Raw genomic sequence first — 24962 nt, 5'->3', positions numbered from 1 at the left:
CGCATGGAGACGGCGACACAGAGGCACGCGGCAGCACCCCGAGGAGCGGCGGCACACGTGGAGGCACAGCGCATGGAGAACGAGATCCTCGACATGCTCGGAGTGGGGTTCGGCCCGTCCGACCTCGCCCTGGCGATCGCCGTGCAGGAACACAACGAGGAGAGCGCCGACCCCCCGGTCACCGCGCGGTTCCTGGAGCGCAAGCCGGCCTTCGGATGGCACCGCGGCATGCTCATCGAGGGTGCCACCATGCAGGTCGCCTTCCTCAAGGACCTTGCGACGCCGCGAAACCCGGTGAGCCGGTTCGGCTTCGTGCCCTATCTGCACGACCAGGGCCGGCTGATCGACTTCATCAACCACAAGTGTTTCTACCCGTCCCGGGTGGAGTTCCACGACTACCTCACCTGGTGCGCACGTCGACTGGAGCACCTGGTCGATTACGGCCACGAGGTGGTCACCGCCCGGCCGGTCACCGAGGGCGGGGTCGTCACCCATGTCCATGTCGTCGCCCGTGACCTCACTAGCGGCGCGCAGGTCGTGCACCGGGCACGCAACATCGTCATCGCGACCGGCCTGGCGCCCCGGATGCCGGACGGGTTGCCCCAGGGCGCCAGGGTGCGGCACAGCTCGACCACCCTGGACGACCTGCGTGGCCTCGGCGCCGATGGGCTTCAGCGGTTCGTCGTGCTGGGCGCCGGACAGAGCGCCGCCGAGGTCGTCGACCATCTGCACCGCAGCTATCCGGCGGCCGAGGTACATGCGGTGTTCTCCCGGTTCGGCTACAGCCAGGCCGACGACAGTCCGTTCGCCAACCGGATCTTCGACCCGGCGACCGTGGACGCCTTCCACCAGGCTCCGCAGACAGTCCGGGACACGCTCCTCGAGTACCACGCCAACACCAACTATTCGGTCGTCGACGTCGACCTCATAGAGGAGCTGTACAGGCGTACGTATGAGGAGCGCCTCACCGGCAGGGCACGGCTGCACTTCCACAACGTGTCGACGGTGGACTCCGCGGCAGAGACTGCCGATGGCGTCGACGTGACCGTCCGGCACCTGCCCACGGGGCGCACCACCACGCTCCGGGCCCACCTGCTGATTTGTGCCACCGGCTACCGTCCGGCCGACCCGTTCGCTCTGCTCGGTCAGGTCGGCGCTTCCCTGCACCGGGACGAGGCGGGGCTGCCCCGGGTCGAACGCGACTATCGGGTCGCTGCCGACGCCCGCCTGGAGGCCGGGGTCTATCTGTGCGGGGCCACAGAGCACTCGCACGGCATCACGTCGTCGCTACTGTCCAACACGGCCGTACGGGCCGGGGAGATCCTTGGCTCCGTGCTGGCCCGCAGGAACGGCGGTCACGGTGGGGTGAATGCTGAAGTGAGGAGGGGCGCGGGAGCGGGCCAGGTACCGATGAGTGCGGGGTAGTGAGCCCTGGGGCCGGAACTGATGGTCACGGTCTCGTGTCGTGACCGGAGACCCTTGGCCGTACCGCCATCCAGCCGTGGCCGCCACCAGCGCACACCCGCCCACAGCAGTCGGGTCAGCAGGTGACGAGTGTGCGCTCGACCACCGGCACACGTTGCCGCCCGCCGAGGCCAGCAGCATCATCGCGCGCCGACGCACCGAACTGGTGCTGCCCCGGCGCACGATCTGCTGCGGCTTCCGCCCCTCCCGGCCGGTCAGTTCGCGCAGCCGTACCCACTGAGGTCACCGGCCAAGGACGTCTCCCCGCAAGAGCTGCCACCGCGTCATCTGCTGTCCCCGTTGGGTGTCTCCGTTCCCCTTTACCGCCCCGCCGAGTTCGCATCCTCGCCGCGCAGGACTCTCTGGGCGAGCACTTCATCCTGCAATGATCAGTCGTGCGTGCTGGCACCTTCCGGCGAGCGGGTCATTGGTTCGACCGGCTCCGGCTCGGTGCGTCGGCCGGGGGGGCGGTCGGTTCGGCCTCGGGCGAGCGCTGGCGGGCCAGGACAAGGCTGGCCGTCATAGTGATCGCCATCGCGGTGATGCCGACCAACGCCGCCGTGGTGTAGGCGCTGTCGTTCGGGAAGATGTGGCCGGTGTCGGTGCCGGCGGCGAGGACCAGGCCACCGATGGCACTGCCGAGCGAGTAGCCGACGCTGCGCACGACATAGTTGAAGCTCATGGCACTGGACGTCTCGCTCTTGGGGGTGACGGCCAGGATGACGCCGGGCATGGCGGCCGAGAAGCTGCCGACACCGAAGCCCAGCACACTCATTGCGACGAACAGCTCGGCCAGGTTCGACCGGGCCGCAGCAAAGAGGACGAACCCGCCACCGATGACGACAGCGCTGCCAGCCAAGAGAAAGGGGGCCTCGATCCGTTCGAGGATCCGAGGCGTGAGCTTGCCGCCAACGAACCCCAGCACAGAGAACGGGATGAGGACCAGCCCGGCGACGAAGGTGGTGAGCCCGAAGCCGTAGCCGGCGGCGTGCGGCGTCTGCGCGTACCGGGTGATGAGCGTGAGCAGGATGTACATGCCGATCGCACCGACGAACATGGCGACATTCGCTCCGGCAACCGCCGGGTGCCGTAACGCCCGGAGATCGACCAGGGGCGTCTTACTGCGTAGCCCGGAGACGGTCCAGACGCAGAGCAAGATCACGGCAACGAGGGCGAGGACCACCGCCACGGCGAGGTGATGGCTCCACAGACTCCTCTCGCCGGCAAGGAACAGGACGAGGAACAGCCCACCCGCCAAGAGAAGCGCGCCCGCTGTGTCGACGTGGGCGGAGCGGCCTTCGGGGGCTAGGGGCATGGAACGCCAGGCGGCCAGGAAGGCAATGGTGGTGACGAACAGACCGAGGCCGTAGGCGGCGCGCACCCCGCCGAACTCGGCGAGCAGGCCGGCGAGGGGGTAGCCGACACCGACCCCGATGATGGAGACCACCGAGACCAGGGCGATGGTGGCCGCGCTGCGTTCCTCGGGGAGATGGTCGCGGGCCACGCCCATCATCAGCGCCGTCAGACCGAGCCCGACACCTTGTGCGGCCCTGCCGACGAGCAGCCACGCGAACGGCAGCGGTAGCACGGTGAGCGCGCTGCCTGCGACGACGACCGCCAGCGTGGCGAGAATCGTGGCTCGTCGGTGTGGGCCCGCTCCCAGCCGGCCGAGGACGGGCGTGGCGACCGCGCCGCTCAGCAACGCGATGGTCAGCGTCCACTGCGCACTGTCGAGTGAGACGTGGAACGTGGTCGCCACGCTGGTGATGAGCGGCGCCCCGAGGCTGGCGACTGCCGCCACCACCAGGGCGATGAACATCAGGGAGGGGACCAGCAGCCGCGCCTCGGAGTGTTCCCCGGTGGTCCTCATCGGCGGGTCCGCGTCGTGATGTGGTCGAACAGGCCGGGACGGACACGAGCCCGGACCCCTTCCGCCGACGGCTCGTCCGGCTCAGCGCTCTGGCGGGGCCGTGAGGGCGCTGTCACCTGCTGGGGAGCCGGACGCGGCAGGGCCGTTAATGCGAGTTGGGTGGTCATGCACCGGATGGTATGTCCGGGAGCAGGCCGCCATCCAATCCAGTATCCGGACTGATGTCGATAGCCTGCGGCTATCAACATATGGAAGTGCAGTAGCTCATTGCGTCGTAGTCGTTGCCGTGGTGAGGCACTTCACATGTGCGGCGTCGGCTCTGGGGAAGGGGCCGCGACGGGGTGATCTCGGGCCGGGGTGGACCCGGTCCGGTGCGGACAGGTCTCTTCGCAGGCGTTCAGGCGGCGGTGCGGGCGATCCACCAGGACGGAGTGCTGGTGCCCGCGTCGGCCTGGACTCCGGCGGTCGAACGCGACGGCGTCATCCGCGACGGGGCCTGGGGCGTCGACCCCGCCGACGATGTCCTCACCGGCCGGCCGAAGGGCATGCGCCTCATCGTGCGCAGGGAACGCCCGTATCCGCTGCCCAGTTGTGCTTCACCGACGCCGACGGGATGCGGCTCACCTGCTTGGCCACCCGCGGCACCGGTACCCCGGCCGCAGCCCTGGAGCTGCGGCACCGCCAGCGCGCCCCGGCCCGCGGCCCACCGGCCTCAACCTCCACGGTCTGATCGACCCACCGGACATCGCGGATTCAACTACGTCCTGCTCGACGGCACCCTGGCGGATTGCGACCGCGTGGGCGACAACCGGGCCGACTGTCCGCAGCCCGGGCACCCGCCGAGCGCGGCGTCGCACGGCTCAAGTCGTGGCGGATCTTCCGCAGGTCCCGTTGCAGCCCGAATCGAATGTCGTCAATCGCCGCAGCCGTCCTCACTCTGGATCGGCAAGGCTGAAAAGGCTCAGTAAGCGCCGTTGAGGAAAGGGAGTACGTCTGCGGCATCCGTTATGCCGGGTGGCGGGCCGTCGACGCGTGTGCCCGGGTGCGCGTTTTGGATGATCATTGGTGCGAGAGTCGGGGTGGTGTTGACTTCGATGAAGTGGTTGATACCGAAGTTCTCCTGAAGGTCCGTGATGGATTCGATCAGGTTCGCGGGTTTGGTCCAGATGGCGAGTGACGCGTTTCTGACCGTGTCAGTTTCGATGATGGGCCGACATTCGGTAGTGAAGTACAGAGGGGGAAGTGTGGGCTGCACGGTCCGTTCTTCTTGCCGAAGGATTGCCTGGAGGGCTGCCGGCTTGAACAGAGGGGTGTGGATGGGGAGGATGGCAGCGAGACGTCTACAGGAGATCCCTTTGCGTTCTGCGTGATTCTTCAATAGGTCCAGGTCGTCGAATCGGCCGCATACAACGGTTTGATTCGGGGTATTGATCATGCCGACGTGGAGGCCATCTTCTGAGATCTGCCGACACATCGTCCGGGCGGCCTGCTGGTTGACGGCGAGGGCGAGCATTCCACCCCGCAGTGAAATTCTTTTGGCCTCGAGGTAGCCCGTGATGAGAACATCGATTGTCTCTGCCATGGACATGAGGTCCGTGATTACGCTCCCGACATTGAAGCCCGCACCGTGTCCGAGAAGGATAGACGGCTGAACCTTCAGATCTAGTGCCGTATATACGGAGTACGGGACGAGCGTGGCCGCAACCAGGTTATGGACGTATTCCGTTTCCGGGCTCGGGGCGGGCCCGGAGGTACCGGCGGTGAGTCTGCGTGTTACGGGTGGCTGGCCGAGTTCCGCGAGCTTCTGGTCTGTTATCTCAAGGGCAGCGGCCACGCTCGCGTTCGTATGAGCCAGCGTGCGCAGGATCCCAGGAGGGTAAGGGTTGCTGAACGGCGGAAAAGCGAGGGCTGTCGTGAGCGGCATCTGTTATCTCCCGGGATATCTGCCCGTTCGTAGCCACCAGGAGTGGGGGCTGCTCCCGCCAGGTTGTCCAGAAAACGGATTCGGCCTGCCTCACAGCCCAATCCGTTTTCTGGATAACTGGCATGCGGTTTAGCTCTTGGCTTTGATTACGCGCTGGGGCGCGGCCATTTCGAATGCGCCCTCACGCGAGGTTGGTCAGGACTGGCTCTCGGGGCGTAGGTGGTGGAGGACGGTGGCGGCGATGCCGGAGAGAGGTGCGGTCATGACTTCGGGGGCGGGGATCGCGCAACCGGTGTGGCGGCGGATGTGGCCGATGAGTTCGGTGGCGGTGAGGGAGTCGGCGCCGAGTTGATCGATCCGGCGGCTGACGTCGATGCGATCGGGTGTGGTGTGGAGACCGGAGGCCAGCCAGGAAGTGAGGGCGTCGAGCAGTATCGGGCGGGCTTCCTCGGCGGTGGCAGCGGCCCGCAGGCGCGGCAGGAGGCTGTCGTCCGCGCCCGCATCCGGCGTGTGGACCAGCGTGGCGGTACGGGGTGCGGTGACAGCGGGGAGGAAGGCAATGAGCGCTTGCTCACGGCCCCGGGATTCGGCGACGACCGCGGTGACCGTGGTGTCCGGGTGGAGAAGCAGCATGTCGAAGCGGTCCAGTGCTTGGGACGAGGTCATCGGGAGGATGCCGTAGTCGCTCATCACTGAGGTGATTCCGGTGCGGAGCACGTACCCGGCGTCGGAGATGGCGCCCAACTGCAGGACGCAGGCGGGCAGGCCGTCGCGCCTGCGTCGGCGCGCGATGTTCTCCAAGGTAAGGCTCGCGGCGCTGTACGAGGCTTGCCTCCTGTTGCCCAGCAACGCAGCGAACGATGAGTACATGGCGAAGAAGTCGAGGTCGCGCCGGCGGGTGTGGGCGTCGAGGAGAAGCGCTCCGGTGAGTTTGGGATTCAGGACGGTCAGGTAGCGCTCGACGGACAGGTCGGTGATCTCGTCGTCGTCGAGGACCATGGCAGCGTGGATCACCCCGGCGAGCCGACGTCCGCTCGCGTCAAGGTCGCGGAAGAGCCGGTCGACAGTGTCCGGGTCGGAGATGTCGACAGCGCGCGCGTCCACCTGGACTCCCTGGTCGTTCAGGCTGCTGACCAGGGCGGCGGCGTCTTGGTTGCCTGCGGTGCCACGTCGACTGACGAGCGTGAGGTGCCGTGCTCCCCGGCGGGCCAGGTGCCGGGCGGTCTCGGCTCCGAAGCCGCCAAGCCCTCCGACGACCAGATAGGTTGCCGCGGGATCCAGCACTGGAGCCTCGGGGGAGCGATCGAGGCAGGCTCCGTCGTCGAGGACGATGACCGTCTTCCCGGCCTGCTGACCAGCCAGGACGCCGTCCATGGCTTCGTAGATCCGGTCGGCGGGGTAGACCATGTGGGGCAAGGGGCGGCATTCCTCGCTGTCGATCACCCTCTGCAGGTCCTGCAGGCAGCGGTCTGCCGGCAGCGAGGGTTGCTCAAACCAGCCGACGACATCGATGGCGTGAACGGTGGCGTCGCGGTCCAGGGGCGGCATGTGCAGCGGTGTCGATGAGGGCGCGGCGAGCGGTCCGGCGTCGAAGAAGTGCCCCCCGGGCGCCAGGAGGTCCAGCGCGCGCCGGCGCAGGTCCGCAGTGAGGGAGCCGAGGTTGAGGATGACGTCGACGCCGTCCTGGGCAACGTGCCGGACCTCCTCGGCGAAGCCGGGAACACCCGAATCCACCACACGGTCGACCCCCGGAAGATCCAGCAAGGCCCGCAGAGCCGGCGTGGGAGCGCCGACGATGACGCGGCTCCCGGCATGCCGGGCGAAATCTATGGCCGCCAGCCCTGTCCCGTCGGTTCCACCCAGCACGAGAACGCTGTCGCCAGGACCCAGACCGGCCAGGTGCCCCAGCACATGGTGCGTGGTCAGGTGAGCTGTGAGAAGGGTTGCCGCTGCGGCGAAGGTGACCTGCTCGGGGAGCTTGACCACCCGGTCGGCGCGCAGGTTGATGTGCGAGGCCAGCCAGCCGCCGTGCGTGATACCGGCGACCCGGTCTCCTGGGAGGATGCCGGTGACGTCGTCTCCGACGGCGGTCACGATCCCCGCGCCTTCGCGGCCGAGGTGGACATCGCCCGGACGTGCGCCGCGCGGCGGGAGCAGGCGCCCAGTGGCGAAGAGAGCGTCACGGCCGTTGAGGGCCGCAGCCTGCACGCGGACGGTGATCTCACCCGGCCCTGGCGCAGGGACGCCGCCGTCCTGCCAGACAAGCCGGTGGGGGGTGCCTGCTTCGCCGTAGACGGCTAACGCAAACTGCTCGGTGGCGCCGTGAGCGCGGGTCTGCCGGGTTTCCGGCAGCGCCTGCACCCGCACGGCGAAGCGCCCGCGAGGAGTGATCACACATTCGTCTTCGGCGTCGGGGTGGGTGATCTCGTACGCGACGTGGCCGGCCGCCTGCTGTGCCGACTCCGCGGTCCCGCTGACGACACGGATCCTGCGGACGGTCAGGAGCGCCTGTTCGTTGGCCAGAGTGCGGGTGGCACCCCATAGGGCCGCGCCAGTATGTGTCATCGGGGCGTCCAGGCTGTCGGCGGTCGTGCCCGCGAGCAGCCACAGGGTGGGCTGAAGATCTCCGCCTCCCGCCACACAGGCGGTTGCCAGGGCACTCAGCTGCGCGCAGGCATGGGCGACACGCGCGGTCGTCTGCTCGACCGTCGTCTGCTCGGTGTCGTCGGCGATCAAGACGATATCGACCGGCCCCGCGGCCGGCAGCAGAGCCGCCCAGTCCGTCTGCGGCTGGAGATCCGAGAGGACCACCTCGCGTGCTCCCGCGGCGGTCAGGGCGGCTGCCACGAAGTCGCCCAGGCGATCGGCGGAGCTGTCCCCGCTCTCAGTGATCAGCAGGCACGGGGGGGTCGCGCCGTCTGCGTCCTGGTCCCCTGGAGTGCCGCCAGGCTGGGCGCCCGTGGCGCGGACCGCCGCGATCACCGATGCGGGAACGCCCTCGTGTTCCGGCTCAGCGCTCAGGAACGCGCTAGCGGAAAACCCGGCTTGCTCCAGCACTGACGGCCACTTGTCGCGGGCCAGTGCCGCGCCGGTCGGCCGCAGATCGGTGTCGGAGGAATCCCAGAAGGAGTCCAGGATGCCGAACAACGTCGCGACGTACGAACTGGTGTGCAGTTCAAGGGCAACGAGCTGACCGTTGTCGTCCAGAAGCGTGGCGGCGTTGCGCAGCCCCTGAGTGATGTCGGTCGTTGTGTGCAGTGCATTGCTCGCGACGACGAGATCGAACGATCCCGCGACGAACCCCTGCTCGGTGGGATCAGCGCTCAGGTCGAGGGCGTGGTATTCGAGGAAGTTGAACTCGGCGAACCGGGCCTCGGCCTTGGGGAAGAACGCCGAGGAGACGTCGGTGTACACGTAATGCGTACGCTCGGGCGGCAGGTGGGGCAGGATGCGAGCGGTGAAGCCCCCGGTGCCGGCGCCGATCTCCAGAATCCGCAATGGCCGGTCGGCCGGCCAGTCGGCCAGGGCGGCGCGGAGGTATGCCACAGCGGCATCGGACAGGTACGTGAGCCCTGGATCGTGGTTGTACACCTGTGCCGCGATGGGACCGGATTCGCCGAACAGCACCTCCAGCCCCTCCGTCTCACCAGTGAGGACGCCGGGCAGGCTGCGCCCGACCCACGCAGCGGCCTGCCACATCACGATGAGCTCTGGAAATTCGTTCAGCCTGGTCTGCAAAAGCTCCTCAGGCACCGGCGTTCCGCTCTGGTACCAGCCCCCGTCGGCACGAGCGGTCAGCAGCCCGTACCGGACCGCAATCGCCAACATCATCTCCACCAACGGGCACAGGCTTTCCCTGACGCCGGCACTCCTCAGGTCATCGAGGCTGAAGACCTGTCCACCGACCGGCCCGTCGACCTTGATCGCACCTCGTGCCACCGCGGACTCCAGGATGCTGCTCACCGCAGCCACCATGTAGTGCGCGCTCAGCTGCCGAGCCCTTTCCATGTGGCCGTCATAGCCACGGTCCCGGAACGCGTCATCGAGCCGGGTGACGACCGGGCCACACTCGTCGATGACGCGTGAAGGCGAGGGGAGCGGACTGGGGGTGCCGGGCAGCGCGGTCATCCGCGGGCGTGCCCTGAGCACCTCGGTGTAGAGCTCGGGCACGGGAGAACCGCTGTTCTCGATGCGCCGCGCGTAGACGTCCCCCAGGGTGAGCAGGACTGTTCCGTCGGTGTCACAGACGGTGATGTCAGCCATGAGGCCGGTCTCAGTAACGGACGTCAGCCGCATGTACGCCGTGACAGTGGCGGGCAGGGGACTCCAGACGCGGATGCTCCCCACGGACACCGGGAGGTGCGGAACGTAACGGTGCGTGGAGCCGGAGACGACGTGAGCGGACAGGGGAAGCATCGCCTGGAGGCAGCCGTCGAGGAGCACGACACGAGCCTGATGCTCCGCGTCGGCGAACTGATCGGTACGAAGCCCCGCCAGCCCTTCGCTGTCCCTGACAGTCAGCGTTGCCAGCGTACGGAAGGCCGGCCCGTAGTTGAGCGACACCGCGGCGCAGGCCCGGTAGTGGTCGGACGCTTCCACGGGTTCGCTGACGCGGTCGGCGAGAGCGGCCACGTCGACCGGGGCAGGCCTGACCTCGGCCAAGCCGCGCCACCGCCCGTTCACGTGCTGGACGGCCTCAATGTCCGCACCAGTGTGCCCAGCGACGACGAAGGTTCCATCGGGACGGACGGTGGTGGTCGTGCGTACCGGAGCCGATCCGGGATCGCCGGGCAGGACCAGCGACCTGGCCAGGGACACGTCGAGCAGTTCCACGGGTCCGCCGGACACCTCACGGGCGGCCGACAGCGCCATGTCGAGAAAGCCCGTGCCAGGCATGACGACAGCGTCGCCGATCTTGTGGTCGGCGATCCAGGCTGCGCTCTGCTCCCGCCCCCACGTCGGGTCGGCCGCCAGCAAGCGTCGGCCCAGCAGCGGATTGGCCGCAACCGGCTGCTGCGCCGGCGCGATCTCGTGGTCGGACCACCATGAGGGGTCTCCCAACTGGTAGCGCTGGCGTTGCCACGCGTAGGCCGGGACGTCCACGACGCGACCGCCCTGGGGGAAGAACCGATCCCAGTCCAGCTGCGCCCCAGCCGCGGCCGCGCGCAGAACTGTGCCCTTCAGCGCTTGTGGGCCGGCGCTGATCCGGGTCAGCGTCGACGCCACCTCCACCGAGGCTCCCTCATCGACGGCGATGCGGCGCAGGTAGCCGCTGAGCGCCGGGTGAGGGCCGACTTCGACCAGAACGTCACAGCCATGATCCTCACCGATGAGCGCCGCGACCCCCGCGGCGAACTGGACCGGTTCACGCACGTTGCGCCACCAGTAGTCGGCGTCCATCTCGTGATCTGCGACCGCACGGCCGGTGACGGTGGAGACCAGCGGGATCTCGCCCTGACCGGCCCCAAGCTCTCCGAGACCGTCCAGCAGCGGGCCGCGGACGGCATCCATGGCCGGGCTGTGGAAGGGGTAGTCCAAGCGCAGGAACCGAAAGGACACACTGTCGCGGACACAGCTCTCCTCAACAGCCTCCAGTGTCCGGCTGTCCCCGGCCAGGGTGACGTCATTGCCGGAGTTCACGGCCGCGATCACCACCCGGTCGCTCGCCCCCATCTCATCGAGCAACCGCTGAGCCTGCGCAGGCGACAGCGCCAACGCCGCCATCCGCCCGGTCCCGAAGGTGGGCGCCTGCGCGAGGCTGCGGTGCGCGATCACGCGACATGCCTGGGGACGATCCAGAATTCCGGCGCAGTAGGCGGCCGCGACCTCACCGACGCTGTGACCGCAGACCCCGTCCGGTCGCACCCCCCGCTCGCGCAGCGACATGACCAATCCGGCCTGCAGGGCGAACAGCATCGGCTGCGTCACCTCTGTCAGCGCCCACCGTCCGGTGTCCGGCGTCGCCATCTCCGCCTCGACCGACCAGCCCAGCAGCGGTTCCAGTTCGCGGCTGACAGCCCGGACCTCGGCGGTGAAGGCGGCGTCCTGCCCCAGCAACTCCGCGCCCATCCTCGGCCACTGGGTACCGTTCCCGCTGAAAACGAACCCGACCCGTCCCCGGGCCGTGCTGACGGCCGATGCCGCCTCATCCGACGCGCCCTTTTCCGCCATCTCCCGCAGCGCTTGCGCGGCCGCCACGCCGCTGGAGGCCAGCACGGCCGTGCACAACTCACGGCGCTCGCGGCGCCGTACCGTGGTGAACCCGACATCCACCAGGGCGGAATCGTCAATGCCTTCCAGGTGGGAGGCCATGGCCAGCGCCGACTCCCGCAACGCCGTCTCGGTCCGGCCGGTGACCACCACCGGCACAGCCACAGCAGGCCGCCTGCCCTCAGTCCCCGCAGCTCCGTCCCCGATGACGCCCGGGGCCGGCGGCGCATCGGGCAACTCCAGCACCACGTGCGCGTTCGCGCCGCCGATACCGAACGAATTGACTCCGGCAATACGCCGCGCGCCAGCCCCACCGTCCAGCGGTTGCATCGCCGTCATCGGGTCCAGGCCCAGCCCGCTGAAATCTATCGCCTGGCTCAACGGTTGCGCATGCAAGGTAGCGGGGATCCGCTGCTCGCGCAGGACCAGCATGGCCTTGAACAGCCCCGCCATGCCGGCCGCGGCTTCCAGGTGCCCCAGATTCGACTTCACGGACCCGATCGCCAACGGCTTCCCCGCGCGCCGCCGCCCCAGAACCCGTCCCAGAGCCTCGCACTCGGCCGGGTCGCCCGCCGCCGTCCCCGTCCCGTGAGCCTCCACGTACGACACCTCGTCAGGGCGCACACCAGCCTCGGCGTACGCACGCTCCAACATCGCCGCCTGAGCATCCGCACCCGGCATGGACATCCCCAGAGTCCGCCCGTCGGCATTGACCACCGAAGCCCTGATCACCGCGTGCACCCGGTCACCATCAGCTACGGCCCGGCTCAATGTCTTCAAGAGCACCACGCCCGCGCCCTCGGACCGGACGAAACCATCGGCGTCCTGCGAGAACGAGTGACAACGCCCCGTCGGGGAGAGCATCGACGCCTGGCTGGAGATGACGTGCCCGCCCGGGCCGAGCACCAGATTCACCCCGCCGGCCAACGCAACCTCACAACGGCCCGAACGGACCGTCTCAGCCGCAAGGTGCAGGGCCGTCAAGGACGACGAACACGCCGTGTCCACCGTGTGGGACGGCCCATGGAAATCAAATAGGTACGACAGGCGGTTCGCTGCACTGAACGCCCCCGTACCGGTGGGGGCGAACGAATTCATCACCCCGGGCCGTCGCATCAGCAGACCCCAGTAGTCCTGAACGGTGAGCCCCATCACCACCGCCACGTCCGAACCCGCCAGCAGCCGCGGATCCACGCCCCCGTCGTCGAAGGCCTCCACCGCGCACTCCATCAGCAACCGTTGCTGCGGATCGATCTGGCCTGCCTCCTTCGGCGAAATACCAAAATACTCCGGGTCGAACCCCCACACGTTCCCGAAAATACCGGCCGCCCCGGTGTACGCCTTCCCCGCTCGCACCCCACCATCACTTACAACAAAATCATCGGTACTGAACCGGTCGCCGGGTACCGAGGTCACAAGATCCTCGCCGGCGGCCAAGGCATCCCACAACCCGCCCAACGTTGTGATCCCCCCCGGGAGGCGGAGCCCCACCCCAATCACCGCAACGGGCTCCGCCAATCCCTCGGCAGTCCTCACGCCACTCATACCGCCCCGCTCCTGACTCACCATCATTGCGCCTGCCTTTCGCATATTTTTCCACACGCGTGACCGCTCGCGTTTTCATGTGCGTGACTGAACGCGTTTCCGGACGGGGGATCCAGTAGTTATCTACGCCGCTGCCTGTAATCGTCGGATACTTATGCATAGCCCCCAGGTGGGGACCAATAGCCGATAAAGAGTGAAGACGATCCGACGTCCGTGGAGCCTGATCCACGGCACAAGGTCACCGCGGGATTTCCGGCACTTCACGTAAAAGGAAGGCCGCCGCGCCACCGAAAATGGGTCGGTATTCCCCGGAAACCCTGGAGCTTCCCCACTCCAGGGCGCGGGCGACCTGTGCGATCGGCTTGTCGGTCTCCACGGGCGGCAGAACCGCCGCACTATCCTGAAAGGATCCGTGCGCTGCCCTATGACGTGAGCTCTGGTGCCGTCCTGGCACTCAGTCGCATCTTGAGGTCACGGGGTCCCATGGAGGTGGTGATAGCCGGATGTTTCTGTCCGGGAATGGGTTCCAGGCGCCAGCGGGAGGCGATGTCCGTAAGCGCCAGCACAGCCTCAATGACGGCGAACTGGTCGCCGATGCATTTGCGTGCTCCGCCGCCAAAGGTGAGATAGGCGTTATTGCGCGGTGTTGAATGCTGCTTCTCGGCATCCCAGCGATCAGGATTGAAGACGTCGGGGTCCGGATAGTAGCGTGCCAGCCGGTGCAGAGCGTAAGGGCTGTACGCGATGGTCGTCCCGGCCGGGATGTCGTAGCCACCCAGGCGGGTGTTTGCTGTGACCATCCTGGTCCATATCATCCCAGCCGGCGGATATAACCGCAGCGTCTCGGTGATGATCTGGTTCGCAATTTTCAGGTCGGGCAGGTGGTCGATGGAGACCGGCCTGCCGTCCAGGACGCGATCGGTCTCGGCCCACAGCCGCTCCTGGATATCCGGATGGCAGGCGGTGAGGTACAGCGCCCATGACAAGGTGTGCGCAGTTGTCTCCGAACCTGCCACCAGGAAGGTCAGGACCTCGTTGCGGAGTTCGGCGCTGCTCAGACGCCCGCTCGGGCAGCCGTCGGCCGGGTCGTCGGGGCTGCCTGGATCGCGGGCTGTCAGGAGCGCCGAGAGGAGATCCCCATGGTCCGCCGAGTCCACCTGGGCCTTGGCAATAATGTCGGTCACGGTGTTGTGGAGCCCAGCCAGGGCCCGCTGATAGCGCCGGTTTCCGGGGGTCGGAATCCGGTTCAGCACCGCCGGCGTGAACGTCTGCCGGTACGTCGCGTGCTGCACGACGATGGCGTCGCTGACCAACTGGCGCAGGTCCTCCGGCGGCAGCGTCCCGCCGAGCATCGTCTGCAACATGTTGTGCATCGTCAGACTGAGCATTTCGGCAGGCATGTCCAGCACCTGACCATCACGCCACCGGTTGGTCAGCAGGGTTGTCCCATCGGTCATGGCCCGGGCGTAGCCGGGAAGCCGGCTGCGATGGAACGCAGGCTGAACCAGTCGGCGCTCCCGTCGGTGCATGGCATGCGGGCAGGTCACCAGACCGTCGCCGAATACCTCCCTGGCCCTGTCGAACAGCAGACCACCCTTGTCGTAGGTGCGATCGTTGAGAAGTATCTGTGAGGTCAGCTCCGGGTTGCAGACCATCACCGCCTTGAGCGGACCGACGCTGACGCGGATCATGTCGCCGTGCGCGGGCAGCGAACGCAGGAACTCCCTCGGGTCACGGAGAGCCTTCACCGCATGCCCCACGACCGGGAGGCCTCCGGGCGCTACAGGAACGGTCGCGCTGGGGTCTGAGACGGTCCTCTTGCGTGCAAGCACGTTGCGCATGCGTTCCTCCCAGGTGTGTCAAGCAACAATCAAGCCCATGTGCAAAGAGGGCCGATAACGAATGATTGAGTGTTTGAGATGTGACACAAATGAGCGCCTTTTGCGGTGGTGAGATTACCAGCACGCCCGCGACGGTGGCGTGACCCAGGCGTGATCGCGGCGTGACCTGGCTGGTAGCCCCCGCAGTTATCGGACGGGCTCGGTAGATCATCCAGCCCATGGCCCACTCCGGGATCGTGGCGAGGTGCCGGAGCGGGACTCCTCCAGGCCTTGCAGATCATCGACACGTCGTCCTGAGAGCTCGTGACACGATCTTGTTGAAGTGGCCCGGTCGGGCATGACCGGGGTGATGATTCGGCCGTTCGGGATGGTGTGAGCATGCGGCCGTTGATCATTGATGGCGGCTTGTGGACGCTGATCCAGCCGCTGTTGCTGCCGCCGTGGCCGTAGGGGTCGCCAGGGCCGCGTCCGGTGGTGACCGACTGTGTCCGCTGGGCATTCCGTAGTCCTCTGCAACGACATTCCCTGGCAATTGCTGCCGCTGGAGCCGGGGTTCGGTTCCGGGTGGATCTACTGGCGTCGCCTGGAGCGGTGGCAGCGGGCGGGGGTCTTCGACCTGCTGCACCGGATCCCGGTCGCCGAGCTGAACGCGGCCGGCGAACTCGGTCAAGGGGAAGGGCTTGGCAGGCGTCGGATCCTGGCAGTCAACTCCGCCGGGGTGCCCCGGACATCGAGGGCATGGGTAAACTCGCCAGGTGTCGAGCAGGCCTTCGACCTGCTCCACCGGTTCGGACGGCTCGCGGTCCGGCGGGAATGCCGAACCGAAACCCCAACGCGTTCGTCTCCCGCGCCTGCAGTCTCCTCTGCTGGAGGCGCGTCATGAAGCGCCGACCATGATCGGGTCACGAGCTCCCGGCGAAAATTGCTGACAAAGATCGCATACGGAACCCTAAACATGGTCTGGCCACTCCGAGCAGAAATCGCCGTAGGGTCTTGACGGCAACCGCCAAAATAATGATCGAATAGCGGCGTGCGTCCGGGAACCGACACGCTTCATGGCTTCATGCCGGCGAGAACTGCTACTTAGACGGAGGGGCGGAAGTGCAGTTCGCAATCCTTGGGTCAGTTACGGTGCGTTTTGCGAACGGCGATCCCTTGGCGATGATGAGACCCCGTCAGCGGAGCATCTTGTGCATCCTTTTACTTAATAGCGACCGCCGCGTCAGTAAAAAATATCTTGCTGACGCGTTGTGGGGCACTGACCTGCCCAGCGATCCAGGTGGCGCGCTTCGGAGCAACCTCTACGGCCTGCGCAAGGCGACTCCGATCAGGAGGCGGCTGCAGACGGGCCGTGACGGCTATGCCCTCGCGTTGCACGACGAAGACGTGCTGGACCTGCATCGCTTCCAGAGCCTGGCCCAGCAGGCGCGGGCGGCCCAGTTGTCGGGCGACGTCGACGGCGCCGCCCGGCTTTTCCAGCGCGCCCTGGACACCTGGGGCGACCCGCCGCTGGCCGACATCCCAGCCACGCCGATCATGCAGCCGGTCATCTCGGAACTGCTTGAGCACCGCCACGCGGTCCAGGAGTCACTGGTAGACGCGCGGCTGGCCCTTGGCCAGCACCACGAACTGCTGCCGATCCTGATGTCACTCACCACCGCGCAGCCACTGCGGGAGCGACGGTGGGAGCAGCTCATCCTCGCCTTGTACCGGTGCGGCAGGCGGGCGGAGGCGCTGGACACGTTCACCCGGGCACGCCGGCTTCTCGCCGAGGACTACGGCATCGATCCCGGCGGCCCACTGCAGCACCTGCAGCGGCTCGTCCTGGCGGGCGACCCGACGCAGTCCCTCGCACTGCCTGTCCCGCCCCAGCGGGTCCACGCCGGCGCCGTGTGCGAGCCGCCCCCGCAGAGGCACGAGGTCCCGCGGCCGCCGGTCGGCGTTCCCCACCAGCTTCCCGCTGAGCCTCGGCACTTCATCGGGCGCGAGGCCGAAGTCAGCGTGCTCGCCGACGTGGCGGACGAGATGTCGCCGGTCGGCTCTTCCCCGGTGGTTTCCGTGGTGTGCGGCCCCCCGGGAGTCGGCAAGACGGCCTTCGCCCTCCATTTCGCCCATAAGATCGCTGACCGCTTCCCCGACGGGCAACTGTACATAGATCTGGGTGCCTTCAGCCCGGCGACCGACTCGGTGAGCATTCAGCAAGCGATCCGGTCCGTCCTCACCCCGCTGATCTCGTTGCCGGAGCCGGATACGATGACTCCGGCGGCCTATGCCAACCTGTACCGAACCACCCTCGCGCAGCGGCAGATCCTCATCCTGATAGACAACGCATTTGACAGCGCGCAGGTGCGGCCCCTGATCCCGGCATCCCCGCAGTGCATGGTCATCATCACCAGCCGCCGCAAGCTCATCGGCCTGGTGACCTCGCACGGCGCCCACCTGACCACCCTGGACGTGCCCTCCCGGGCTGAGGCGAATGCCCTGCTCGCGGGTCGGCTGGCCGCCGGCGACCTCGACCTCGAAGCCCTCTCCGAGGTGACCGAGGCGTGCGCACGGCTGCCGTTGGCGCTGGTGATAGCGGCCACGCGGGCGGTCGCAAGACCGATGGTCCCACTGCGTCACCTGGCCGAGGAACTGCGGAGCGAGCAGAATCGGCTCAATGTGCTATGCGGCGGCCCGGCCGCGGGCGACATCCGGGCGGCCTTCTCGTGGTCCTACAAGCATCTGACGAGCGCAGAGGCGCGCATGTTCCGCGTTCTCGGGGCGCACCGGATACGCGACACCACCGCCGCCGACGCGGGTCAACTGGCCAACGTGCCGGCCCTGGCGGCGATGCAGGCCCTCACCGGGCTCGCCTGCGTGCACCTCATCCGGGAGTACGCCCCCAAGCGGTACCACTTCGACGACCTGGTGAGTACCTACGCTGCCGAGAAGGCGAGGGAGGAAGAAGACTGGCTACCGGACAGCACGACACCGCAGCGGTTTCGCTGATCAAGTAGTTGCCCGTGGTCACCGTCCGGCATCGACGGCCCCGATGCCGGGCGGGAAGGCCGCGCCGCGCAGGACACCCTGGCAGAGACGGCTCGGACACGACGCGGTTCCCGACGGAAGCACACCTGTCTTTCTGCGGCGGGCGCACGCTGCCGGACAAGCGGCTGCTGCCACTGCAGGGACAGGTCGGCGGGTGGTCGCCGTCGGGAGCGGGCCAGTCGCATGGGCGAAGGGACGAGGAGGAAGACCTTGAAGAGGCGATCGCTGGCCGGGCTCCGGCAACGAGTGCGGCCGGGAGCCGTTCCGTTGCGGACTGACCTTGCCATGGGAGAGGGAGACCGGGTGCCGCTGCCGTACCCATCGGGATGGTTCTGCCTGGCGCTGTCCCGTGAGGTGCCGGCCGGCGCGGTGGTGAACCGGCGCTTCATGGGCCGCGATGTCGTCCTCTACCGCACCAGGGGCGGCGTCCTGCGAGTCGTGGACGCCCACTGCCCCCACCTGGGCGCCCACCTCGGCGTCGGGGGAGCAGTGGACGGCGAGCATCTGGTGTGCCCGTTCCACCGCTTCGCCTTCGACACCGAGGGCTCCTGCGTCAAGGTCCCAGGCGGAGCCCCGCCCCAGGCGACGCTGGCGCAGTTCACCGTGTGCGAGCGGGGCAAGATCATCTACGTGTGGCACGGCCATGATGCCGCACCGCCTGCCTGGGAGCCTTCAGAGGTACCTGATGACAGGTTCGCGCCCGCCGCCTCCTGGAGCACGCTCCTGGCCTCGCACCCACAGGAGGTCATGGAGAGCTTCGTCGACTACCAGCATCAGCCGATCATGCACAACGTCTCGCTTCGTGAGGTGGCGCCGCCAGTAGTCGAAGGGCCGTTGCTGCGCATATCCTTCAGCGCGGCCATCAGTCTGTCCGTCCGCCTGGCGACCATAAGGGTGGAGCAGGGCCTGGTCCTGTCCGGCCTCGGCCTTGCGTCGGGGGAGGTGACGCTGCACCAGGTCGGAATGAGGTTAGGGGTGTTGCTCACGGCGACCCCGGTCGGGCCATGGCAGACGCACCTGCGTGCGGTCGCCATGACAGAGACCGCTTCGCGCGCGGATTCCCCTCGGCTCCGGAAGGCCGCCTCCATGTCCTGGTCCGCGGTGGCGGGGCAGGCGCTCGTACGGACCATAGCCCACCAGATGGGCCAGGACGCCATGATCTGGAACTGGAAGCGCTACGAGCCACACCCCGGACTTGCTCCTGGGGAGAACGCCATCGGCCACTACCGCAGTTGGGTGCGTCAGTTCTACCCGCCGGACACGTGGCCTACCGGGACGTCATGATCCGCGCTCAACTGGTACGACCACCATCGGACTACCGCCGACGCCATCGCGTCCTGGCTGAGCACGGAGGTACCGGGATGACCAACGCCCTGACTGCACAAGAGCTCTGGATCCGCCGCTACCACCCGGCACCCCAGGACACTGACCTGTCGCTGGTGTGTTTCCCCCACGCGGGCGGCTCCGCCAGCTATTTCCGCCCGCTCGCGGACGCCCTGGCCTCGGTCGCTGAGGTGTTGCCGGTGCAGTACCCGGGCCGGCAGGACCGCCGCGCCGAACCGCCGATCACCTCGATCCCCCGGCTGGCCGATGAGGTCCTCGCCGTGCTGGAGTCGCTCCCGCGGCGCAGGCTGGTGCTGTTCGGGCACAGCATGGGCGCCTGTGTGGCCTTCGAGGTGGCCCGCCGCATCGAGCAGCGCTCCTCACCGGAGTTGCTGGGGCTGGTCGCCTCGGGCCGCACCGCCCCGCCCAAGCTGCGCGACCGCGGGGTCCGCTCGATGGACGACGACGGCGTCATAGCCGAGATCCGTCGGTTGAACGGCACCGACGACCGGCTGCTTCTCGACGACGACCTCATCGAGATGATCATGCCTGCCATCCGCGGCGACTACGAGGCGGTGGAGTCGTACCGGTACGAGCCGGGACTCCGCCTGCGCTGCCCCGTCAGTGTGCTGGTGGGCGACGACGACCCGCAGGTCACCCTGGCCGAGGCGGAGGAGTGGCGGGATCACACCGAGGGGGGCTTCACCCTGCGCAGCCTTCCCGGCGGCCACTTCTACCTGGCAGACCAGAACACCGAAGTGGCCCGGGCGCTCACCGAGGACCTTGCGCGGTTCCGCTGACCGCTTCCCCCGTCGGCGACACCGTAGGACTGACCGTCCTGGCGGTGTCCCCGCCCATGTTCTGCTGGCCTTGGACAACCCGGTGGCCACCAACGCCCTACGTCCGTGGGATGTGACCCGGGTGTCGGCAGGCGCGACGTCTGTGCCGGCCGGCTCGCGGTCGGAGTAGGTGGAGGGCGCGCTGCCCCCGGCCAGGGATCTCGTCGTCCGTGTCGTGCCTGTCCCGCTGCTTCTTGGCCTCGGGACGATGAGGCCCCCTCTTTCGTCGTCGACGGGCGGGGCGGATACGTCCGATGGATCACGGGGGTGTGTTCCGGTCCCGAACCGGGGGCGACCCGACGGCCGGCCTGGCCGCCGCCAGTCGGGCCGGGTGGCGGCCGGGGTGGCTGTGCGCCCGGGCGTACCGGCCCGGTCACCGCAGTGGCCGTCGCGGGGCTTGGTGGTGCCCGGCGGCGGAGTCAGTCGCGTACCCCGGTCTGCCCGGTGCGTGCGTCGGGCTCCTCGTCGCCGCCTCCCGCACACGTGCTGTCCCCGGCGCCGTACCGGAGCAACAGCCCGGCACCGTAGGCCACTTGGAAGACGCAGACGCCCACCTGCCACCAGTCCGGTGCCTGCCTGTGCGTGGCGCATGCGTTCGCTCTGCTGCGTCTGTCGGTGGTGAGCGAGTGGCAAGGAGGTGGGAGGGACCAGGACGGTGGTCGTACCCGCCGCGTCGGCGAACAGGTCGCGCAAACCGACGATCAGCTGCGCCGGTAGGGGTCGGCGAACGGCTCCAAGGACTGGCGGACCTCCTGTTGGGCGGCGTCCAGGCGCGGGCCAGGGACGTAGTGACGGGCGCGGGCCTTGCCGTGTGGGGTCAGCCAGCCGATGCGGACCAGATCGCGGATGTCGCGGATGGCCTGCTGGTCGGAAAGGTCGGCGTCCTGCTGGTAGACGGTGCGGCGTACCTTTGAGCCCCAAAAGGCGGGAAGCAGGGCGTAGACAACGCGTTCGTCCAGACCGTCAGCAGCGGTGGCCTCGCCCAGGTTGATCCAGGCGCGGGCAAGCAAGTCGGTGCGGCGCTGGGCCTGCTGGGCCTGGCGGTGGTGGGCGCCGAGGCAGAACCGGATCCACGGATGCGTGTCGCGTTCGGGACTCCAGTTCGGGCCGCCGACCTGCTGGAGGACTTGGTAGTAGGCGTAGGTGTTCTGACCGCGGCCCAGCCACTCCTCGATGCTGGAGAACTCCGGCGGCAGCATCTGCTCGGCTTCCCGGGCGAACACCAGCGTGGACAAGGCGCGGGACATGCGCCCGTTTCCGTCCTTCCACGGGTGGACGTTGACCAGGTTCAGATGCGCCATCGATGCGCGCACGTGCACGGGCGCGTCCAGGTCGCCGTTATTGAGCCAGTCGATCAGCTCCGTCATCAGCCCCGGGACGTGTCCGATATCGGGGGCGGTGTAGGCGGGTACGAGCGGGTCGTCGGGGCTGGTGACATACACCGGCCCGTCCCGCCAGCGGCCTGGGCGCTTGTCCAGGTGGTGTCCCTGAAGCATGAAATGCAGTCCGCCAAGCAGGCCCGCGTCGTACCGGAACTCCGGCCCGGCATCCGCCAGGGCCTGGATGTAGGTCATCGCACGCTGGTAGCCCTCCAGCTCCACCCGGGTACGGCCTGCGGTCTCCAGCGGCTCCTCGCCGGCCATCAGCGCCTCGACATCGTCCACGGTCGCGGCGTAGCCCTCGATCGTGTTCGACCCGGCGATCGCCCTCGCCGTCAGGTTTCGCCGCAGCTGCCCCGACCACCGTGGCTGCGCACGCAGCTGATGCCGCAGCTTGTGCCGCATCTCCTCGATCTCCGCCAGGACGCGGTGGTCGTCGGCGTCCAACGCCGGAGTCTTGTACAACACGACTTGATGACACCATGACTACATCATCATGTCAAACATGGGTTGGACTCGCTGAATCCCCGTCCGTACAGGTCATGCGGCATGTTCGTATTCGTGGAGGATGCCGTCAAGGCGGTCTCGTCTGCCTACATCGAGGCGGGCTGTCTCGTTCGGATCCGTGATTGGCGCGGGTGAGGAGTGCAGCGGCCGGGCCCCGCCATGCCCTTATGCGGCCGGTGCCTGTTGTAGAAGTCTCCGAACTCCCGTAGGGCGTGGAGGAGATGGCGCTGGTTCCAGATCAAGGTCCGGTCCAGCAGCTCGCGACGGCAGGTCTGTACCCACCGTTCCATGATCGCGTTCATGCGGGGCATCCGAATCCCGCTGAGCACGACCTCGATCCCCGCATCGGCCAGGACGGCGTCAAACAGAGCGGGGAACTTCCCGTGCCGGTCCCGGATCATGAACCGCACCCGGCAGAGCGCGTCCTCGAGGTCCCTCACCAGGTTCTTCGCGGCCTGTACCACCCAGGCAGCGGTCGGGTGCGCGGTCGCGCCCAGCACCCGACGACTGGCATGCTCGATCACCGCGAACACATACAGCCGGACCCCGGACAGCGTGACCGTCTCCAGGAAGTCACAGGCCAGGAGGGCATCGGCCTGGGAGCGCAGAAAGTCCGTCCAGGTCGCGAGCGGCCTCCAACTCCTCGGCAGTGAAGCGGGTCAGAGGATCGCTCCGGGGGTGTAGCCCGCCGCCTCGGGGTGCTGCTTCACGATCTCCTGGATCCGGCCGACGACGACACCGACCTGGTCGGCCGCGGCGCCCGTGAAGGACAGCTTGTCGGCCATCAGCACGTCCAACTGGGCGCGGTCGAGCGGAATGCGCTCGTCGGCGGCCAGCTTGTCGAGCAGTTCGTTGCGCTCGGTACCCTGCTCACGCATGGCGAGCGCGGAGGCGACCGCGTTCTCCTTGATCGCCTCGTGCGCGACCTCGCGGCCCACGCCCGCGCGCACCGCGCCCATCAGCACCTTGGTGGTGGCGAGGAACGGCAGATAGCGGTCCAACTCGCGCGCCACGACCGCCGGGAACGCGCCGAACTCGTCGAGCACGGTCAGGAACGTCTCCAGCAGACCGTCGAGGGCGAAGAACGCGTCGGGCAGCGCGACCCGGCGCACCACCGAGCAGGACACATCGCCCTCGTTCCACTGGTCGCCCGCCAGCTCGCCGGTCATCGAGGCGTAGCCGCGCAGGATCACCATGAGGCCGTTGACGCGTTCGCAGGAGCGGGTGTTCATCTTGTGCGGCATCGCGGAGGAGCCGACCTGGCCCGGCTTGAAGCCCTCGGTCACCAGCTCGTGGCCCGCCATCAGCCGGATCGTCTTCGCCAGCGACGACGGGGCGGCCGCCAGCTGCACCAGCGCGGTGACCACCTCGTAGTCCAGCGAACGCGGGTACACCTGGCCCACGGACGTGAACGCCTGCGAGAAGCCCAGGTGCCGCGCGATCCGCTGCTCCAGCTCCGCGAGCCGGGCCGCGTCCCCGCCGAGCAGGTCCAGCATGTCCTGCGCCGTCCCCACCGGGCCCTTGATGCCGCGCAGCGGGTAGCGGGCAAGGAGCTCCTCCACCCGGCCGTACGCCACGAGCAGCTCGTCCGCGGCGGTCGCGAAGCGCTTGCCCAGGGTGGTGGCCTGCGCGGCCACGTTGTGGGAGCGGCCGGCCATGACCAGCTCGCCGTACTCACCGGCCAGCTTGCCCAGACGCGCCAGCACGGCCACCGTACGGTCGCGCACCAGCTCCAGCGAGAGCCGGATCTGCAGCTGCTCGACGTTCTCGGTGAGGTCGCGGGAGGTCATGCCCTTGTGTACGTGCTCGTGCCCGGCGAGGTCGTTGAACTCCTCGATCCGCGCCTTCACGTCGTGCCGCGTGACCTTCTCGCGCTCGGCGATGGAGCCCAGGTCGACCTGGTCGAGGACACGCTGGTAGTCGGCGATCGCCGCGTCCGGCACCTCGATCCCGAGGTCCTTCTGGGCCCGCAGCACGGCGAGCCAGAGCTGACGCTCCAGCCTCACCTTCTGCTCGGGCGACCAGAGCGTGGCGAGCTCGGCGGAGGCGTAGCGTCCGGCGAGGACGTTGGGGATGCGGGGCTTGGCGGGAGCGGAAGTCACGTGTACGGATTCTACTGGCGGTTCCCGCAGGCCGGCGCCGTGGGTGTGTTCGTCGGAACCTACGAGGATCCGGCCCCTGACATTGATCACCCGGGTGGTCATGACGGTTACCCCGAGGGCCGCCGGTACGGCAGCAGGTCGGGGCGCTTCGGCGGCAGCCCGTCGCCCGACGAGCGGCCGGTCAGCCGGCGGCCGACCCACGGCAGCAGGTGCTGCCGGGCGAAGCGGGCGTCGGCGACCCGGCGCGCGGCCCAGCCCGGCGGCGGTGTGAGGGGCAGCGGGGTGCGCCACTCGGTGTCCTCGGGCTCGTACCCGAGCCCCTGCCAGACCGCCTCCGCGACCCGCCGGTGTCCCTCGGCCGTCAGATGCAGCCGGTCGACGTCCCACAGGCGCGGGTCGCCGAGCGACGGCGCCCCGTACAGGTCGACGACGAGCGCGTCGTGCTTCGCGGCGAGCTCGTCGATACAGACGAAGAGTTCCTCCATGCGCGGCCGGAACCGCTCCAGGACCGGCCCCTGGCGGCCGGGGCTGCGCATCAGCACCAGCTGTGCGCAGGACGGGGCGAGCCGTTCCACGGCCTCCGTCAGGAGAGCGCGGACCCGACCCATGTCGCACTTGGGCCGCAGGGTGTCGTTGAGTCCGCCGACCAGCGTGACCACGTCGGCCCGCATGGCTGCCGCCACGTCCACCTGCTCGGCGACGATCTGCCCGATCAGCTTGCCGCGCACCGCGAGGTTCGCGTACTGGAAGCCGGGGAAGTGGGCCGCCATCCGCCCGGCGAGCAGGTCGGCCCAGCCCCGGTAGGTGCCGTCCGGCAGCAGGTCCGACATGCCCTCGGTGAAGGAGTCGCCGACCGCGACCAGGCTGGTGTGAGTGGGGTTCGTGTGCATGGCGTCTGTGATGGTAACCCGGGCCCATACCCGCCGGT

Annotated in this window: 13 protein-coding genes and 3 pseudogenes; 6 read left to right on the top strand and 10 right to left on the bottom strand. The window is 68.3% G+C overall.

Going from position 1 to position 24962, the window contains the following annotated elements; translation table 11 throughout:
• The first annotated feature begins 57 nt into the window (after positions 1–57).
• Complete coding sequence (locus M2271_RS04855) at positions 58–1425, top strand: SidA/IucD/PvdA family monooxygenase (RefSeq protein WP_280885836.1); 1368 nt, start codon at positions 58–60, stop codon at positions 1423–1425.
• Between the two features lie 153 nt (positions 1426–1578).
• Here the strand turns inward: M2271_RS04855 and M2271_RS04850 are convergent.
• The 3 genes and pseudogenes from M2271_RS04850 to M2271_RS04840 all read right to left on the bottom strand — a co-directional run.
• A pseudogene (locus tag M2271_RS04850) lies at positions 1579–1692 on the bottom strand (IS630 family transposase); the annotation flags it as partial.
• Between the two features lie 196 nt (positions 1693–1888).
• On the bottom strand, positions 1889–3334 hold the full coding sequence (locus M2271_RS04845; protein ID WP_280885835.1) for an MFS transporter: 1446 nt from the start codon (positions 3332–3334) through the stop codon (positions 1889–1891).
• Positions 3331–3501: a hypothetical protein gene (locus M2271_RS04840; protein ID WP_280885834.1), complete on the bottom strand. Its 171-nt coding sequence runs from the start codon at positions 3499–3501 to the stop codon at positions 3331–3333. The genes M2271_RS04845 and M2271_RS04840 overlap by 4 nt, the downstream gene beginning before the upstream one ends.
• A 267-nt stretch (positions 3502–3768) precedes the next feature.
• On the opposite strand from M2271_RS04840, the pseudogene M2271_RS04835 reads away from it, so the two are divergent.
• Together M2271_RS04835 and M2271_RS04830 are read left to right on the top strand one after the other, a co-directional pair.
• Positions 3769–3959: pseudogene (locus tag M2271_RS04835) on the top strand (IS1380 family transposase); the annotation flags it as partial.
• A gap of 189 nt (positions 3960–4148) precedes the next feature.
• A pseudogene (locus M2271_RS04830) lies at positions 4149–4289 on the top strand (IS5/IS1182 family transposase); the annotation flags it as partial.
• Positions 4290–4295: 6 nt separating this feature from the next.
• Here the strand turns inward: M2271_RS04830 and M2271_RS04825 are convergent.
• From M2271_RS04825 to M2271_RS04815, 3 genes are all read right to left on the bottom strand, one after another.
• Positions 4296–5168: a hypothetical protein gene (locus M2271_RS04825; RefSeq protein ID WP_280885833.1), complete on the bottom strand. Its 873-nt coding sequence runs from the start codon at positions 5166–5168 to the stop codon at positions 4296–4298.
• 285 nt (positions 5169–5453) lie between these two features.
• On the bottom strand, positions 5454–13013 hold the full coding sequence (locus M2271_RS04820) for a type I polyketide synthase (protein ID WP_280885832.1): 7560 nt from the start codon (positions 13011–13013) through the stop codon (positions 5454–5456).
• Between the two features lie 422 nt (positions 13014–13435).
• On the bottom strand, positions 13436–14854 hold the full coding sequence (locus M2271_RS04815) for a cytochrome P450 (RefSeq protein WP_280885831.1): 1419 nt from the start codon (positions 14852–14854) through the stop codon (positions 13436–13438).
• Positions 14855–15955: 1101 nt separating this feature from the next.
• On the opposite strand from M2271_RS04815, the gene M2271_RS04810 reads away from it, so the two are divergent.
• From M2271_RS04810 to M2271_RS04800, 3 genes are all read left to right on the top strand, one after another.
• Positions 15956–17845 carry a BTAD domain-containing putative transcriptional regulator gene (locus M2271_RS04810; protein WP_280885830.1) on the top strand — a complete coding sequence of 630 codons (1890 nt, stop codon included), beginning with the start codon at positions 15956–15958 and terminating at the stop codon, positions 17843–17845.
• Between the two features lie 324 nt (positions 17846–18169).
• Positions 18170–19168, top strand: coding sequence for a Rieske 2Fe-2S domain-containing protein (locus tag M2271_RS04805; protein WP_280885829.1), 999 nt, complete (start codon positions 18170–18172; stop codon positions 19166–19168).
• 77 nt (positions 19169–19245) lie between these two features.
• Entirely contained in the window at positions 19246–20007 is a 762-nt protein-coding gene (locus M2271_RS04800) for an alpha/beta fold hydrolase (RefSeq protein WP_280885828.1), read from the top strand.
• 740 nt (positions 20008–20747) lie between these two features.
• On the opposite strand, the gene M2271_RS04795 is transcribed toward M2271_RS04800, so the two are convergent.
• The 4 genes from M2271_RS04795 to M2271_RS04780 all read right to left on the bottom strand — a co-directional run bounded on the left by M2271_RS04795 (position 20748) and on the right by M2271_RS04780 (position 24924).
• Positions 20748–21893 (bottom strand): Fic family protein, encoded by a 1146-nt coding sequence (locus M2271_RS04795; protein WP_280885827.1) that lies wholly within the window; start codon positions 21891–21893, stop codon positions 20748–20750.
• 125 nt (positions 21894–22018) lie between these two features.
• Positions 22019–22456, bottom strand: coding sequence for an integrase core domain-containing protein (locus tag M2271_RS04790; RefSeq protein WP_280885826.1), 438 nt, complete (start codon positions 22454–22456; stop codon positions 22019–22021).
• Positions 22457–22591: 135 nt separating this feature from the next.
• Positions 22592–24034, bottom strand: a complete 1443-nt coding sequence (purB, locus tag M2271_RS04785) for an adenylosuccinate lyase (protein WP_280885825.1) — start codon at positions 24032–24034, stop codon at positions 22592–22594.
• Positions 24035–24141: 107 nt separating this feature from the next.
• Complete coding sequence (locus tag M2271_RS04780) at positions 24142–24924, bottom strand: SGNH/GDSL hydrolase family protein (RefSeq protein ID WP_280885824.1); 783 nt, start codon at positions 24922–24924, stop codon at positions 24142–24144.
• Positions 24925–24962: the final 38 nt, after the last annotated feature.

Source organism: Streptomyces sp. LBL (assembly GCF_029893585.1).
Taxonomy (GTDB): Bacteria; Actinomycetota; Actinomycetes; order Streptomycetales; family Streptomycetaceae; genus Streptomyces.
This window is presented reverse-complemented; position numbering and strand designations above follow the sequence as displayed.